The organism is Pedococcus dokdonensis (genome assembly GCF_900104525.1).
Classification (GTDB): Bacteria; Actinomycetota; Actinomycetes; order Actinomycetales; family Dermatophilaceae; genus Pedococcus; species Pedococcus dokdonensis.
In genome coordinates this window covers 3508237-3522846 of sequence record NZ_LT629711.1, presented here as the reverse complement: position 1 = coordinate 3522846, position 14610 = coordinate 3508237, and the positions used below count along the sequence as shown (strand labels likewise).

13 protein-coding genes and 1 tRNA gene are annotated in these 14610 nt (G+C 69.5%); 7 read left to right on the top strand and 7 right to left on the bottom strand.

Features of this window, described 5'->3' with window-relative positions; genetic code table 11:
• The first annotated feature begins 278 nt into the window (after positions 1–278).
• Complete coding sequence (locus tag BLQ34_RS16615) at positions 279–2705, top strand: transglycosylase domain-containing protein (RefSeq protein WP_091788027.1); 2427 nt, start codon at positions 279–281, stop codon at positions 2703–2705.
• Between the two features lie 102 nt (positions 2706–2807).
• Here the strand turns inward: BLQ34_RS16615 and BLQ34_RS16610 are convergent, their stop codons facing one another.
• Positions 2808–3272, bottom strand: a complete 465-nt coding sequence (locus BLQ34_RS16610; RefSeq protein WP_091788024.1) for a GatB/YqeY domain-containing protein — start codon at positions 3270–3272, stop codon at positions 2808–2810.
• A 67-nt stretch (positions 3273–3339) separates the two neighbouring features.
• Here BLQ34_RS16610 and BLQ34_RS16605 point away from each other — a divergent pair, with 67 nt between their 5' ends.
• Positions 3340–4284 carry a metallophosphoesterase gene (locus BLQ34_RS16605; RefSeq protein ID WP_091788021.1) on the top strand — a complete coding sequence of 315 codons (945 nt, stop codon included), beginning with the start codon at positions 3340–3342 and terminating at the stop codon, positions 4282–4284.
• A 209-nt stretch (positions 4285–4493) separates the two neighbouring features.
• Positions 4494–4570 (top strand) — tRNA-Pro (locus BLQ34_RS16600).
• A gap of 48 nt (positions 4571–4618) precedes the next feature.
• On the opposite strand, the gene BLQ34_RS16595 is transcribed toward BLQ34_RS16600, so the two are convergent.
• A complete protein-coding gene (locus tag BLQ34_RS16595) occupies positions 4619–5161 on the bottom strand; it encodes a MarR family winged helix-turn-helix transcriptional regulator (RefSeq protein ID WP_091788018.1) in 543 nt (180 codons plus the stop codon).
• A gap of 135 nt (positions 5162–5296) precedes the next feature.
• Between BLQ34_RS16595 and BLQ34_RS16590 the strand changes: the two genes are divergently transcribed.
• Positions 5297–5941 (top strand): FMN-dependent NADH-azoreductase, encoded by a 645-nt coding sequence (locus tag BLQ34_RS16590; RefSeq protein WP_091788015.1) that lies wholly within the window; start codon positions 5297–5299, stop codon positions 5939–5941.
• A gap of 95 nt (positions 5942–6036) precedes the next feature.
• On the opposite strand, the gene BLQ34_RS16585 is transcribed toward BLQ34_RS16590, so the two are convergent.
• Positions 6037–6618 (bottom strand): NADPH-dependent F420 reductase, encoded by a 582-nt coding sequence (locus BLQ34_RS16585; RefSeq protein WP_331712514.1) that lies wholly within the window; start codon positions 6616–6618, stop codon positions 6037–6039.
• A gap of 204 nt (positions 6619–6822) precedes the next feature.
• On the opposite strand from BLQ34_RS16585, the gene BLQ34_RS16580 reads away from it, so the two are divergent.
• Positions 6823–7419, top strand: coding sequence for a TetR/AcrR family transcriptional regulator (locus BLQ34_RS16580; RefSeq protein WP_091788012.1), 597 nt, complete (start codon positions 6823–6825; stop codon positions 7417–7419).
• Between the two features lie 24 nt (positions 7420–7443).
• On the opposite strand, the gene BLQ34_RS16575 is transcribed toward BLQ34_RS16580, so the two are convergent.
• The 4 genes from BLQ34_RS16575 to BLQ34_RS16560 all read right to left on the bottom strand — a co-directional run bounded on the left by BLQ34_RS16575 (position 7444) and on the right by BLQ34_RS16560 (position 12251).
• Complete coding sequence (locus tag BLQ34_RS16575; protein ID WP_231961328.1) at positions 7444–8946, bottom strand: mannitol dehydrogenase family protein; 1503 nt, start codon at positions 8944–8946, stop codon at positions 7444–7446.
• A gap of 48 nt (positions 8947–8994) precedes the next feature.
• On the bottom strand, positions 8995–9810 hold the full coding sequence (locus BLQ34_RS16570; RefSeq protein ID WP_091788009.1) for a carbohydrate ABC transporter permease: 816 nt from the start codon (positions 9808–9810) through the stop codon (positions 8995–8997).
• Positions 9807–10745 (bottom strand): carbohydrate ABC transporter permease, encoded by a 939-nt coding sequence (locus BLQ34_RS16565; RefSeq protein WP_091788006.1) that lies wholly within the window; start codon positions 10743–10745, stop codon positions 9807–9809. The genes BLQ34_RS16570 and BLQ34_RS16565 overlap by 4 nt, the downstream gene beginning before the upstream one ends.
• Positions 10746–10895: 150 nt before the next feature.
• Positions 10896–12251, bottom strand: coding sequence for an ABC transporter substrate-binding protein (locus BLQ34_RS16560; protein ID WP_091788003.1), 1356 nt, complete (start codon positions 12249–12251; stop codon positions 10896–10898).
• A 329-nt stretch (positions 12252–12580) separates the two neighbouring features.
• On the opposite strand from BLQ34_RS16560, the gene BLQ34_RS16555 reads away from it, so the two are divergent.
• Both BLQ34_RS16555 and BLQ34_RS16550 read left to right on the top strand, forming a co-directional pair.
• Entirely contained in the window at positions 12581–13642 is a 1062-nt protein-coding gene (locus BLQ34_RS16555; RefSeq protein WP_091788000.1) for a helix-turn-helix domain-containing protein, read from the top strand.
• 115 nt (positions 13643–13757) lie between these two features.
• Complete coding sequence (locus BLQ34_RS16550; RefSeq protein WP_091787998.1) at positions 13758–14540, top strand: maleylpyruvate isomerase family mycothiol-dependent enzyme; 783 nt, start codon at positions 13758–13760, stop codon at positions 14538–14540.
• The last annotated feature ends 70 nt before the right edge of the window (positions 14541–14610 follow it).

Sequence of the window (14610 nt, the reverse complement as noted above, 5' to 3'; positions counted from 1 at the left end):
CGTCTCGCTCCGATGGACGGTGCGAAAACTAGGGTCAAATCCGCCCTCGCAGGCTCATTTCGCAGCGCTGTTTCACTTGCGCCCCACGGACCCTGACGGGGGCCGTGGCCTGCGCCGGCCACGTGGATCGACGCCATCGGCGTGTCCTGGAAGCAGATCGCCCTCAGCGGCGGCCAGACGGCCGCCAACGCCACGGTCGCCAGGTGCCGGAGCAGCACCGTCTGCGTCCGCAGCCTCGGGAAACCGGCTGGCCAAGGTTCGCCAGTTACCCTGTCGACATGCAAGGACGCGCCACCAACCTCGGAAACGTCGTCAGCCTGCTCGGAGCCTTCGTCGCCACGGCGATGGTCATGGGCCTGCTCACGGCCGGCCTGCTGATCCCCGCGGTGGGGGCCACCGGCAGCGCCGCGACCTCCGGGGTGAAGATGTTCGACGACCTCCCGGGTGAGTTCACCGCCACCCAGCTCTCGCAGCAGTCGACCATCAAGGACGCCCGCGGCGGCATCCTCGCCACGCCGCAGCAGGAGAACCGCATCGTCGTCAGCCTCAAGCAGGTCGCGCCGATCATGCAGAAGGCGCAGATCGCGATCGAGGACAGCCGGTTCTACGAGCACGGCGGTGTCGACCCCCGCGGCATCATGCGTGCGGTCGCGTCGAACGCCCAGGGCGGCGACGTCCAGGGTGCGTCCACGCTGACCCAGCAGTACGTCAAGCTGACGCTGCAGGAGAACGCCCTGCGGGCCAACGACGAGGAGGCCGCCCAGGCGGCCGTCCGCAAGAGCGCGGCCCGCAAGATCCAGGAGATCAAGTACGCGGTCACCCTCGAGAAGGAGATGACCAAGGACCAGATCCTGCAGGGTTACCTCAACCTGGCCTACTACGGCGACCTCGCGTATGGCGTGGAGGCGGCTTCGCAGCACTACTTCAGCGTGAGCGCGAAGAAGCTCAACCTCTCGCAGGCGGCGCTGCTCGCCGGTCTGGTCCAGAACCCCGGCAAGACCGACCCCCGCAACTACCCGGAGAAGGCGCAGGCCCGCCGCAACGTGGTGCTCGACCGGATGTACGCCCTCGGCATCATCTCGGCCAAGGAGCTCAAGTCGGCCAAGGCGATCCCGGTCAAGAAGATGCTCAAGATCAAGAACCCGCTGAGCAACTGCGCCGCCTCGTCCCAGCCGTACTTCTGCAACTACGTCATGGAGTACCTCAAGGACCTCGACAACCACAGCCTCGACGTGCTGGGCAAGACCAAGCCCGAGCGGATCAAGAACATCACCGGTGGCGGCCTGACCATCCAGACCACCCTCGACCCGCAGATCCAGAAGGAGTCGTTGCAGGACCTCACCGAGCGCGTGCCGTTCAACAACAAGGCCCTCCCGAAGGACCCCGCGGACAAGTCGAAGGCGCAGCGGTCCAAGCTGGTCGGCGGTGCGGCCACCATCATCGAGCCGAACACCGGCCGGGTGCTGGCCATGGTCCAGAACACCAAGTACCCGACCACGAAGGCGCAGCAGAACGCCTACGGCTACACCCAGGTGAACTGGAACGTCGACGAGAAGTACAACGGCACGGCCGGCTTCCAGTTCGGCTCGACCGCCAAGATGTTCGCGATCGTGCGGGCGCTGGAGACCGGCACCCCGGTCAACGGCACGGTCCCGTCAAAGTTCGCCAGCACGTCCAAGGGCGCGGTCTACACCCCGCAGGAGATCGGCCAGTGCGCGCCGGGCGGCCCCTACACGATCCACAACGACTACGCGATCGGTGGCAAGCCGCTGCCGCTCAAAAAGGCGACGGCCGACTCGATCAACACCGCGTTCGCCTCACTGACCTTCAAGCTGGGCGCCCGCAACGTGCTGAACACGATGACGAAGATGCACCTGCACACGGGTGCTGGTCCGGCGCTGCCGTGCTACGCGAGCTCGGTGCTCGGCACCGGTGACGTCACCCCGATGACGCTGGCCAGCTCGTACGGGATCCTCGCCAACAACGGCAAGTACTGCCCGCCGAACCCGATCCTGTCGATCACCACGGCCGACAAGAAGCCGCTCAAGCTCGGCGCGAACACCTGCAAGCAGGTCATCGACCCCGACGTCGCCAAGGGCGCCACCGAGCTGCTCCAGGGCGTCATCAAGGGCGGCACGGGGACGCGAGCCTCGCTCGGGTCGCGACCCGCGGCAGGCAAGACCGGCACCACCGACAAGCACGTCGAGTCGTGGTTCGTCGGCTACACCGCGCAGCGCGCGGCCGCCGTCTGGGTGGGCACCCCCTACTCGCAGCGCGGCATGAACGGCATCAGCCTCGGCGGCAGCTACTACGGCGGCGTCTTCGGTGGCGACATCGCCGCACCGATCTGGAAGAAGCTCATCGAGAACGCCTCGCAGGGCCTGCCCGAGCGGCAGTTCGACGACCCGAGCAACAAGATCATCAACGGCGACCGGATCTCGGTCCCCTACGTCAGCGGCATGTCGGTGGGCGAGGCCACGGCGCGGCTCAAGGAGGCCGGCTTCCTCGTGCAGGTCGCGGGCCAGACCAACAGCGGCTACGGCCAGGGGATCGTGGTCTACACCAACCCCAGCGGCTCGGCCCTGCGCGGCTCGACGATCGGCCTCTACACCTCCACCGGCTACAACCCGCCGCCGAAGCCGGAGAAGACCAAGACGCCCGATCCCAAGCCGACCAAGACCAAGCCGCCACCGGGTCGCCGCTGACGGTCACGAAGCCCGCACCGGCTGGTGCGGGCTTCGTCGTCCAGCAAGCACAGCGTCGTCACTGCGGTCCGGTATGCCGCGGGGCGGGCCCCGCGGCCGGGCTCAGCCCTGGCTGAGGGCCTGCTTCGCTGCGGCGGCCACCCGGCCACCGTCGGCGCGGCCGGCCACGACGCCCTGGGCGACCTTCATGACCTGGCCGAGCTGCGGCATACCGGTCGCTCCGGTCTGCGCGATCGCCGTGGCGACGATGTCCGCGAGTTCCTCGTCGGAGAGCTGTGCGGGCAGGTAGGTCTCGAGGACCGCCAGCTCGGCCTCCTCCTGCGCGGCCAGCTCGGGACGGTTCGCGTCGGCGTAGGCGGTCGCGGCCTCCTTGCGCTTCTTGGCCTCCTTGGCGAGCACCTTGAGGACCTCGTCGTCGCTGAGCTCGCGCGCCACGGTGCCGGACACCTCTTCGTTGGTGATGGCGGTGAGGGCGAGCCGCAGCGTGCCGGAGCGCACCTGGTCGCGCTGGCGGATGGCGTCGGTGAGGTCGTCCCGGACGGTGGCCTTGAGGCTCTGCTCGCTCATGGGGCCAGTGTCTCAGGCGGGTGGGGGTGCCCACCCAGCGAGTTCTGCGTTTGCAAGGATGGCGGGGATGAACACCACTGTGGGCACCGCGCTGGGCACGGTCGCCGGCGTCGCCGCGCTCGGCGTGGCGGGCGTCGGGTACGCCGCCGTGGTGGAGCGGAACTGGTTCGCGCTGCGCCGGTTCACGGTGCCCGTGCTGGCGCCCGGGACGCCGCCCCTACGGGTGCTGCAGGTCTCGGACCTGCACCTCGTGCCGCGGCAGCACCGCCGGATCGAGTGGGTGCGCGGGCTCGCTGCGCTCTCCCCCGACCTGGTGGTCAACTCCGGCGACAACCTCGCCGCGCTCGACGCCGTGCCGGGGGCGTTGCACGCGATGGAGCCGTTGTTCGCGTTCCCCGGCGTGTTCGTCATGGGGTCGAACGACTACTACGCGCCGGTGAAGAAGAACCCCGCGCGCTACCTGACCCGCAAGCACGCGGAGGCGCCGCGCGGACGGGTGACGCTGCCGATCGAGGACCTGCGAGCCGGGTTCCGGGCCGGCGGGTGGGTCGACCTCGACAACGCGCGCACGACGCTGCGCCTCGGTGGCACCGAGGTCGAGCTGGTCGGCACCGACGACGCCCACATCCGGATGGACTCCTACGACGCGGTCTCCGGCCCCGCCTCCTCCACCGCCGCGGTGACGATCGGGGTGACGCACGCGCCGTACCAGCGGGTGCTCGACCCCATGGTCGAGGACGGCGCCCGCCTGCTGATCGCCGGCCACACGCACGGCGGCCAGCTCGCGCTGCCGTTCTACGGCGCCCTCGTCACCAACTGCGACCTGCCCACGAACCGCGCCAAGGGGGTCTCGCGCTGGTGGCCGGGGGCCGGCTCGGCTCCGTCGTCCGCGGCGCCCGCCGACGCCGCCTGGCTGCACGTGTCGGCCGGGCTCGGCACCTCGCCCTACGCACCGGTGCGGTTCTGCTGCCGTCCCGAGGCGACCCTGCTGACCCTGGTCCCGCGCGCCTGACCTCACCCCGCCGACCGTCTGTGGCTGCACGCCACGGACGGTGGTCCAGGGTCCGGACCGGGGGGCCGTCTGCGACCCGGCGCCACCTCCGGTGGTGACGGGACCGCCGGTCGCAACCCTGCGGCATACCGATTGGGAGCGGCCGGGTGCGGTGGGCTATCCTTCACTGTCGCTGCTCCCGTCGAACCGGCGTGGGGTGGCGATTGCCACGGGGTGTGGCGCAGCTTGGTAGCGCGCTTCGTTCGGGACGAAGAGGCCGCAGGTTCAAATCCTGTCACCCCGACCACCATCAGAGGGGCCGGACGGCGTCAGCCGACCGGCCCTTCTCCGCGGGTCATTCGCAGCAGTCGGCCTCGCCCGAGACCTCGCCGATCAGCCCGGCACGGATCCGCTCGGCGATCCGTCCGCCGATGACCTGGAGCTCGCCGACCTGCTCCCCCGTCAGCGGGTCGAGCACGTAGCGGCGCACCGCGGCGACATGCCCGGGGGCTGCCTCGACCACCTTGTCCCAACCGCTCTCGGTGAGGATCGCCAAGGTGTACCGGCCGTTGGCCGGATCCGGCTCGCGACGGACGAACCCACGACTCTCGAGACGCTTGACGACGTTGGACAAGCGCGACATCGAGCCCCGGGCCAGCAGCGCCAACTCGCCCATGCGCATCTGACGGTCCGTCGCCATCGACAGCCAGGACAGCGTCAGGTACTCGAACAGGCTGAGGCCGCTGTCGCGCTGGAGCTGGGCGTCGAGCAGGCCGGGAAGCTGGAGCGAGATGGTCGCCACCTCGAGCCAGGTGTCGCGCTCCTCGTCCGTCAGCCAGCGCGGCTCTTCACCCGCGTGCTCGGCCTGGGTGTCGGCTGGCGCCTTGCTGGTGGACATGGGCGCAGCGTACCGACGCGGAGCGACAGCGGACACCCATTTGACTTCAAGATTGAAATGACTGATCCTGTGGCTGACTTCATGCTTGAAGTGAACGGCTCGGCCCCCTACGTCCCCACCCCCGAGGAGAGACCCATGACCCTGTTCCGACTGGATGCCAGCATCCGCGTCGAAGGCTCTGCCAGCCGAGAGATCGCCGACATCGTGGAGAGCGAGTGGCTGGCCGCCCACCCGGGCGACACCGTCGAAAGACGCCACCTCGGGGTCGACCCGCTGCCCTCGGACGTCTGGGCGACCGCGGTCGGCGCCGGCTTCGTCGCCGAGGCCGACCGCACCCCCGAGCAGCGGGCCGCCGTGACCCTGGCCGCCAGCCTGCTCGACGAGCTGCTCGCCGCCGATGCCATCGTGCTCGCAGTCCCGCTCTACAACTTCGGCGTCTCCCAGCACATCAAGGCGTGGATCGACCTGATCCAGACCGACCCGCGGACAGGCGCCGGCGCGCCCCCGGCCCTGGCCGGCAAGAAGCTCGTGCTCTGCACCGTCCGCGGCGGCGCCTACGGTCCCGGCACCCCGCGGGAGGGCTGGGACCACTCGACGGGCTACTTGCGGCGGATCCTTGCCGACGTCTGGGGCGCGGACCTCACCGTGGTCGAGCGCGAGTTCACCCTGGTCGGCGTCAACCCCGCGCTCGACGACTTCAAGGACGCGGCCGCGGCGCTGCACGAGATGGCACTCGCCGCCGCGCAGGAGGCCGGCAAGGCGCTCGCCGTCGCCGCCTGACCCGCTCCGATCGGGGTGTCACCGCGCGCAGTCACGCGCGGTGACACCCCGATCCCCGGGCGCGGTGATACGCCGATCACCGGAGGCCGCCGCGCTCAGCGGACGATCTTGAAGTTGAACGTTGCCGTGCCGAGCGCGCCCATGAGGCGCAACCACACGGGCAGCAGCATCTCCGTGCCGCGCGCGGTGCTGAGGTCGCCGAGGTCGATGACATCGGTGTGGCCGAAGCTCTGGAGCAGCTCGGTGACCGTCGCCTTGGCGGCCTCGTCGTTCCCCGAGACGAAGACCGACGAGTCCGCGCCGAGCTCCGCGGGCTTGACCATGAGCGCCGCCGTGAGGGTGTTGAGGGTCTTGACCACCCGGGCCTGCGGGAAGGCGCGCTGGATCTGCTCGGCCAGCGAATCGGTGTCCTTGACGAAGAGGGTGGGCGGGAACCCGGCCGAGAAGTCCAGCGGGTTCGAGATGTCGACGACCACCTTGCCGGCCAGGTGGTCGGAGCCTGCGGCCTCGAGGGCCGGAAGCGCCCCGGGCCCGCTGGTCGCGTTGACGACCAGCTCCGTATCGGCAGCGGCCTCGCCGAACGTCGTCAGGCCGGCGTCCGGATGGGCCTCGAGCCACTCGCCGAAGGACTCGCCGCGCTGGCGCGTGACCTCGGGGTCGCGGGTGCCGACGACCACGTCGTGGCCGAGCTAGAGGAGGCGGCCGGCCAGGGCCTGACCGACGCTGCCGGTGCCGAGGACTGCGATCTTCATGGCGACTCCCTGGGTGTCCGTCGCGAGTGAGATAGACAGATCTGTCTACTTCGTGGCGCAACGTAGCAGACAGATCTGTCTACTAGCAAGGTATGCTGCGAAGCCCGCCAGTCCCGAAGGAGGCGACTGATGTCCCAGGCCGCGTCCACGCGCCCCAGTGCTGCTCGCGAACGCATCCTGGACGCCGCCTTCGCGCTCTTCTACGCCCGCGGCATACGGGCCGTGGGGGTCGACCTGATCATCGCGGAGTCGGGCGTGGCGAAGGCGACCTTCTACAAGCACTTCCCAGCCAAGGACGACCTCGTGGTCGCCTACCTGGACAAGGTCGACGGCGTCTGGTCGGGGCAGCTCAAGGAGGCCGCCGCTGCTGCCGGACCGGACCCCGCGGACCAGCTCATCGGCCTCTTCGACGCGCTCGGCACCGCGTGCCGGCGCGAGGGCTACCGCGGTTGCGCGTTCATCAACGCCGCCGCCGAGTCGCAGCCCGGCACCCCCGTCCACGACCGCACCGTGGCCCACAAGGCGGCAGTCCTGTCCTGGGTGCACGAGCTGGCGGTGCAGGCTGGGGCGCGCTCCCCCGACACCCTGGCGCGCTCACTCACCCTGCTGCTCGACGGCGGACTGGCCAGCGGCGCACTGGACGCCAGCCCCGATGCCCCGGCGGCAGCGAAGGCATCGGCCCGAGCACTGGTCGACGCCTCGGTTCGGCCGGTGGACGACCGCTGACCCGGCCGCCCACGTCAGGGCCGGTCAGGCGTCGAGGACGGCCTGGGTGGTGGCGACGGCGCCTTTCTCGTGCAGGCCGGTGAGTGCCTTCGTGTATGCCGCGGTGAACCGTTCGTCGTCGGCGAGGTCACCGAACAGGTCGCGGTCGCGGATGAAGGCGAGCGGATCCTCGTGCCGGCGGGCGGCAGCGGCGGTGACCGCCTCCCTGCGACGGTCCACGACGTCGATGGGACGTCCGCGCTCGTCCAGCCCCTCGGCATACCTGGCCCAGGAGGCGACCACGAGCGCCGAGACGTCGATGGCTCCGCCGGTGCGCAGGTTGTGCCGGATCACCGGCACCAGCCACTGGGGGATGCGGTCGCTGGACTCGGCGCAGAGCCGGGTGAGCGGGTCACGGATCTCGGGGTTGGCGAACCGCTCCAGCAGCTGCCGCCGATAGTCGGCCAGGTCGACGCCGGGCACCGGCTGCAGGGTCGGGCTGGCCTCCTGCTCCATGAAGGTGGCCAGCATCCGCACGAACAGCGGGTCCTGGCAGACCTCGTGGGCGTAGGTGTGGCCGGCCAGGTAGCCGAGGTAGCACAGCGCCTGGTGGCTGGCGTTGAGGAGCCGCAGCTTCATCAGCTCGTAGGGCACGACGTCCTCGACCAGCTGCACCCCGGCGTCCTCGAACGGCGGCCGCCCCTGCGTGAAGCGGTCCTCGAGCACCCACTGGCTGAACGGCTCGCAGACCACGGGCCACAGATCGGTCACGCCAAACTGGTCGGTCAGCCGCTCGATGTCCTGCTCGGTCGTCACGGGGGTGATCCGGTCGACCATGCTGTTGGGGAATGCGACGTTGGCCTCCATCCAGTCCGCGAGCCCGGGGTCCTTGAGCCGGGCGAACGCGCAGATCATCCGCTTCGCCACGTCGCCGTTGTCCGGCAGGTTGTCGCAGCTCATCACCGTGAACGGCGCGCGCCCCTGGTCCCGACGACGAGCCAGCGCCGCGACGACATACCCGAAGACGGTGTGGGGCACGGCACCCGGCGCCAGGTCCTGCTGGATGCCGGGGTCGCCGGCGTCGAACTCCCCCGTCTCCTGGTTGACCAGGTAGCCGCCCTCGGTGATGGTCATCGAGACGATCCGGGTGCGGTCGTCGGCGAGGCGGTCGACGACGTAGCCGGGGTCGGCCGGGGCGAAGACCACCTCGACGATCGACCCGACGACCTGGGCCGACCACTTCCCGTCAGGGTGCTTGACGACCACCGTGTAGAGGCCGCGCTGCGCGTCGAGGGTGTCGATGATCCGCCGGTCGTGCGGCAGCACCCCGACCCCGCAGATACCCCACTCGAGCGCCTGCCCCTGGTTCATCAGGGTGTCGAGGTAGACGGCCTCGTGGGAGCGGTGGAAGCCGCCGACCCCGAAGTGCACGATCGAGGCCGTCACCTGCGAGCGGTCGTAGGTCGGCGAGGCGACCCACTCCGGCACCACCGGGAGCAGGGCCGCGCCGGCCGCGGCACGGGGATGGGCGATGTGTTCCTGTGTCACGGATCTGGTTCCTGGTCTCTGGTCCGGGTCTGTGGTCGGGGCCGCGGGCTACTTGATGGCACCCATGGACAGGCCGCGGACGAGCTGCTTCTGGGCGACCCACCCCGCGACGATGACCGGCAGTGCGGCGATGGTCGCCGCCGCCGACAGCACCGCCAGGAACTGGCCGCGGCCGTCGACGAAGCTGCCGAGGAACGGCGGGGTCGTGCGGGCCGCGTTGCTGGTCAGGAGGGTGGCGAGGAAGTACTCGTTCCAGCTGAAGATGAAGCTGATGAGTGCGGCGGCGGCCACCCCGGGCAGCACCAGGGGCAGGACGATGCGGACGATCTCGCGGAACAGTCCGGCGCCGTCGACGCGCGCGGCTTCGACGATCTCGAACGGCACCTCGAGGAAGAACGAGCGCATCATCCAGACCGTCACCGGGAGGTTGACCGCGCCGTAGACGACGGCCAGGACGTAGATGTTGTCGAGCAGGCCGAGGTTCTTGAGGATGATGTAGAGCGGCAGGACGACGGCGGCCATCGGCATGAAGCGGGTGGAGATGAAGAACGACAGCGCGCCCTCGACGTTCTTGACCCGTCGGATGCTCAGGGCGTAGGCAGCCGGGATCGCCAGGACCACGGCGATGATCGTCGCGGTGACCGAGGCGGTGACCGAGTTGATCAGGTAACCCTTCATCCCGCGGTCCATCGCGAGCTGGTAGCCGGTGGTGACCGGGCTGAAGAACACCTTGGGGTTGATCGAGGAGGCGACCGACTCCGGCTTGAAGCCGTTGATGATCATCCAGAAGACGGGGAAGAAGAAGATCAGCACGAGCGCCCAGGTGAGCGCGGTGACGAGTCCTCCACGGACGGTGCGGGTCATCGACTTCCTCCAGCCATGAAGACCTTGAACAGGGTGCGCAGCGCGATGGTGGCCACGATGATCGTGAGCACGACGGTGATGACGCCGTAGGCCGCGGCCTGACCGACGTCGAGACCGATGAAGGCCCGCTCGTAGAGCAGGTAGGCCAGCGTCTTGGTGCCGCCGGTGCCCTTGGTCAGGATGGCGATGGGGTCGAAGACCTGGATGATGATGACCGCGCCGAGCAGGACACCGATCTCGACGTACATCCGCAGGTGCGGCAGCGTGATCCAGGTGAAGGTGCGCCACGGTCCGGCGCCGTCGACCTGCGCGGCTTCGAGGATGCCGCGGTCCTGGCCCTGCAGCCCGGCCAGCAGGATCAGCATCATGAACGGCGTGAACTGCCACGTCAGCACGATCACGACGGCCAGCATCGGGTGCTCGGTGCTCCACGACACGACCGGCAGGTGCAGGGTCCGCGACAGCCAGTTGAGCATGCCGATGTTGGTGTCGAACATCGAGTACTTCCAGATCAGCGCCGACGCTGCCGGCATGATCAGGAACGGGGTGATCATCAGCGTGCGAGCCAGTGCCCGGCCGCGGAACTGCCGGTCGAGCAGCAGCGCGAACAACAACCCGAACAGCAGCGAGCAGATCACCGCCAGCGCGGTGATCAACACGGTGGCCAGGATCGAGGGCCCCAGGTCACCGGACGACAGCGCGGACGCGTAGTTCTTGAAACCGGTGAACCCGCGGTCGGCGGGGTAGAGCAGGTTCCACTTGATCGTCGAGTAGCCGACGGTGAACAGGAACGGGATCTGGGTCAGCAGGATCAGGAAGCCGACCGCCGGCAGCAGCAACCAGCGGGCGGTCCAGACCTCCTTGCTGGTGGTCTTGACCCGACGCTTGTCGGTCGCGGTCGCGGCGACCACGGTGTCGAGCTCGGTGACAGCCATGGGAACTCCCCTTGCGGTGTGTGGAGGCAATTCCGTTGCGGGGCAACGGCGCCGAGGCCGGGCGCCGGGGTCGGATGGGAGTCACGACCCCGGCGCCCTGTCCGTCCGATCCGTGCGAGACCGGCCGGACGTCCTCAGGGTGGGCGGGGACTACTTGTGTGCGTCGCCCGCCTTCTTGGCGATGTCCTGGCACTTGCCGAGGGCGTCGTCCACCGTGCCGCGGTTCGCGAGGTAGTCCGCGACCAGCTGGGCGCACTGGTTGCCGACGTCCTGGAACTCCGGGATCGAGACGTACTGGATGCCGACCCAGGGCTGCGGGTTGACGCCCGGCTGCTTGGGGTTGACCGACGTCATCACGTCGAGGGTGATCGGCGCGTAGGCCGCGGCAGCCTGCTTGTACTCCGGCAGCTCGTAGGTCGACTTGCGGGCACCCGGTGGCACCAGCGACCAGCCGAGCTTCTCGCCGACGAGCTTGTGGTAGTCCTTGCTCGTCGCCCACTTGATGAAGTCGATGGCGGCGTCCTTGTTCTTCGTGGTGGCCGGCACCGCGAGGTTCCAGCTCCACAGCCAGCCGGACTCCTTGGTCTTGTCGACCGGCATGTGCGCGTATCCCATCTTGCCCTTCACCGGCGAGTCGTCGGCCTCGAGCATCGAGGCGGCCACGGAGGCGTCGGCCCACATGGCGGACTTGCCCTCCTTGAGTGCGGTCAGGCACTCGTTGAAGGAGTAGGACACCGGGTCCTTCTCACCGGACTGGTCGAGCAGGGTCTTGTAGAACGTGACCGCCTGCTTCCACTCGGCCGAGTTCACCGTGGCGTTCCAGCTGCTGTCATACCAGTTGCCGCCGAAGGTCTGGACCACGGTCGTCAGTGGTGCGAAGAGGTCACCCCAGCCGGGCTTGCCGCGCATGCAGATGCCCGACATCGAGGACGAGTTGACCTTCTTGGCCGCGTCGGCGACCTGCTGCCAGGTCGGGTTCGCCGAGAGGGTGACACCGGCCTTGTCGAGGACCTCCTTGTTGTACATCAGGATCGACGACTCGCCGTAGAACGGCACGGCATACTGCTTGCCGTCGTTGGAGATCGCCTCGCGCACCGGCGCGAGGAGGTCGTCGACGTCGTATGCCGCGTCGGACTTGAGCGGGTCGGTCAGGTCCACGAGCCAGCCGTTCGCACCCCACTGCGGGGTCTCGTAGGCGCCGATGGTGACGATGTCGTACTGGCCGGCCTTGCTCGCGACGTCAGCCGTGACGGCCGCGCGCAGGTCGCCCTCCTCCATGACCTGGAAGTTGATCTTGGTGCCCGGGTGAGCCTTCTCGTACTCGCCCTTGAGCTTCTCCATGTCCTTCATCTGGCCGTTGTTCACGGTGGCCAGGTTGAGCGTGACGTTCTTGCCGTCTCCGCCACCGCCGCCACTGGACACGGCGCCTGACGAGCAGGCCGCCATGGCGAGCGCAGCTGCCACCACGCCCGCACCCGTGGTCAGGGCGCGCTTCGAACCGAGCATGCCTAACTCCTTTGGTAGGTGAGCCATTCGCGATCGAGCCCCGTCTGTCGAGCCTCGGCCCCGGGTGCCGCCTGGGACGAGGTGGGCTCACCTGGTCCGGCCGCGGTGCCGGGATGAGGGAAGCGTGGCTTCGGCCACGGCAGCCGGACAATGACGCCTCCGGCAGTCTTTCGATACTTTCCCGTGCCGCTCATCTGAGCAGGCCTCTTCACGCCTGAGCATCCGTGCGGCACACTGTCGTCTCGATCCGCTGGGACCGCACGACGGGGGCGATGGAGGTGAGGACTTCGTATCAGTCGACCGGCACGCCACGGCGTCGCCTTGCTGACATGACGCCGCCCGAGGGCCTCGCACCGGCCGGGATCGTCGGGCCGTCGGAGGGCGTCGGGCCGCCGGAGAGCATCGGGCCGTCGGAAGGCATCGAGCTCGCGGCAGAGTCCTTCTCCGGCAGCCCGTACCCGGCCGCACCCCGCCGCGAGGTGATCCCGCCCAACCCGCAGCACGCCTTCCGCGCGCTCACGCACGACTTCCCGAGCGAGATCTGCGGCTGGGGCGCCCACCCCGAGTACGAGATCCACCTGATCACCAAGACCCACGGCAGCTTCATCGCCGGCGACCACGTGGGCACGTTCGCCCCCGGTCACGTCAGCATCATGGGGCCGCTGCTGCCCCACGACTGGGTGAGCGACCTGCCGCCCGGACAGGTGGCGGTCGACCGCGACGCGGTCATCCAGTTCACCGACGAGTGGATCCGCGAGTGCATGCAGCTGATCCCCGAGCTGCAGGAGCTCGACGACGTGCTGGCGCAGTCGGCCCGCGGTGTCGTCTTCTCCGGCGCCACCGCGTGGCGGGCGGCCGAGAACATCCTCGAGGTCGTGCGCACCGAGGGGTCGGAGCAGGTGGCCAGCCTCTTCCGCCTGCTGTCGATCTTCGCGCGGTCACCGCAGGACGAGCGTGAGGTGGTCGCCAGCCCGTGGCTCGGCCGCCCGACCGACGCCAACTCCCTCAACGCCGTCGAGGCCGGCCTGGCCTACATCTTCGAGAACCTCACCGACGACATCCGCCTGTCGATGGCAGCCCGGCTCGCGTACATGTCCGAGCCGACCTTCTCGAAGTACTTCCGCAGCGCCACGGGCATGACCTTCAGCAACATGGTGAAGAAGCTGCGGATCGCGCACGCCCGGCGCCTGCTCGACACCACGACCCTGTCGATCGCCCAGGTGGCCGAGGCGAGTGGCTACCGCAACATGGCCAACTTCAACCGGCAGTTCCTCGCCGAGGTGGGCGCGACCCCGACGGCCTACCGGCGACTCGAGTCGTCGCAGAAGCCGCCGGCCGAGGTGTTCAGCCTCGGCCTGCGAGCCCAGCTCGCCGCCAGCGCCCGCGGCTGAACCTTCCGCACCAATCCCTTTCGCAGCAACCGTGCCCACGCCTGCGCCCGAGACGAGGCAAGAAACGATCGAAAAGGGAGGGCTTCATACCGATCGCCCGTGGTAGACAACCGGGGTGCACACGACCCTCGACTTTGCTGCCCTGCTGGCCCTCCTCGACGAGCGCTCCACCGCCTTCCGCGAGGTGGTCGCGGCAGCGCCCGACCTCGACGTGGATGTGCCATCCTGCCCCGGCTGGTCGCTCTTCGACCTCGCCGAGCACGTCGGACAGGGTCGGCGACGCTGGGCCACGATCGTGGCGGCCGGCCCCTGCGACGAACGGCCGGCCGGCACGGCCCCGAGCGAGTCCGCGCCCGCACCGCGCGATCGGGCGGAGCTGGAGACCTGGCTGGCGGCCGCGGTGGGCGAGTTCGACGCCGCCCTGCGAGCCGCGGGGCCGGAGGCCGGGTGCTGGACCTGGTGGGGCGACTCGCAGTCACCCGAGACGGCCGAAGGTGTGGCGCGGCACCAGGTGCAGGAGCTGGCCGTGCACACCTACGACGCCCAGCTCGCTGTCGGCGCACCCCAGCCGCTGCCGGAGGCGATCGCGCTCGACGGGGTCGAGGAGTTCCTGTCGACCTGCGTGTCGACGGACGAGGTGTGGCCGCACGAACCCCTCACCCTCGGCTTCAACGCCACCGAAGGCCGGGCCTGGCGCCTCGACCTGTCCGGCGACGGCGCCCGCTACGCACGGCTCGGCCAGGAGGAGTCCGTCGACGTCGTGTCGGATGCCTTCGTCAACGCCACTGCCAGCGACATCGTCCTGTGGGACTACAACCGGATCGCGCTGGAGTCGTTGGAGATCAGCGGTGACCGGGTCGGCTTCGAGCGCCTGCGCGACTGGGACCCCGACGCCTGACCCCGCACGCGGCCCCAGCACGCGACCCCAGCACGCGACCCCAGGGCGTGGCCCCGGCGCGTGACGCGCG

What these genes read in the sequence shown, in the direction of transcription:
- BLQ34_RS16615 (WP_091788027.1), top strand. Translation starts at nt 279, where the DNA reads ATGCAAGGACGCGCCACCAACCTCGGAAACGTCGTCAGCCTGCTCGGA.
- BLQ34_RS16610 (WP_091788024.1), bottom strand. Translation starts at nt 3,272, where the DNA reads ATGAGCGAGCAGAGCCTCAAGGCCACCGTCCGGGACGACCTCACCGAC.
- BLQ34_RS16605 (WP_091788021.1), top strand. Translation starts at nt 3,340, where the DNA reads ATGAACACCACTGTGGGCACCGCGCTGGGCACGGTCGCCGGCGTCGCC.
- BLQ34_RS16595 (WP_091788018.1), bottom strand. Translation starts at nt 5,161, where the DNA reads ATGTCCACCAGCAAGGCGCCAGCCGACACCCAGGCCGAGCACGCGGGT.
- BLQ34_RS16590 (WP_091788015.1), top strand. Translation starts at nt 5,297, where the DNA reads ATGACCCTGTTCCGACTGGATGCCAGCATCCGCGTCGAAGGCTCTGCC.
- BLQ34_RS16580 (WP_091788012.1), top strand. Translation starts at nt 6,823, where the DNA reads ATGTCCCAGGCCGCGTCCACGCGCCCCAGTGCTGCTCGCGAACGCATC.
- BLQ34_RS16570 (WP_091788009.1), bottom strand. Translation starts at nt 9,810, where the DNA reads ATGACCCGCACCGTCCGTGGAGGACTCGTCACCGCGCTCACCTGGGCG.
- BLQ34_RS16565 (WP_091788006.1), bottom strand. Translation starts at nt 10,745, where the DNA reads ATGGCTGTCACCGAGCTCGACACCGTGGTCGCCGCGACCGCGACCGAC.
- BLQ34_RS16560 (WP_091788003.1), bottom strand. Translation starts at nt 12,251, where the DNA reads ATGCTCGGTTCGAAGCGCGCCCTGACCACGGGTGCGGGCGTGGTGGCA.
- BLQ34_RS16555 (WP_091788000.1), top strand. Translation starts at nt 12,581, where the DNA reads ATGACGCCGCCCGAGGGCCTCGCACCGGCCGGGATCGTCGGGCCGTCG.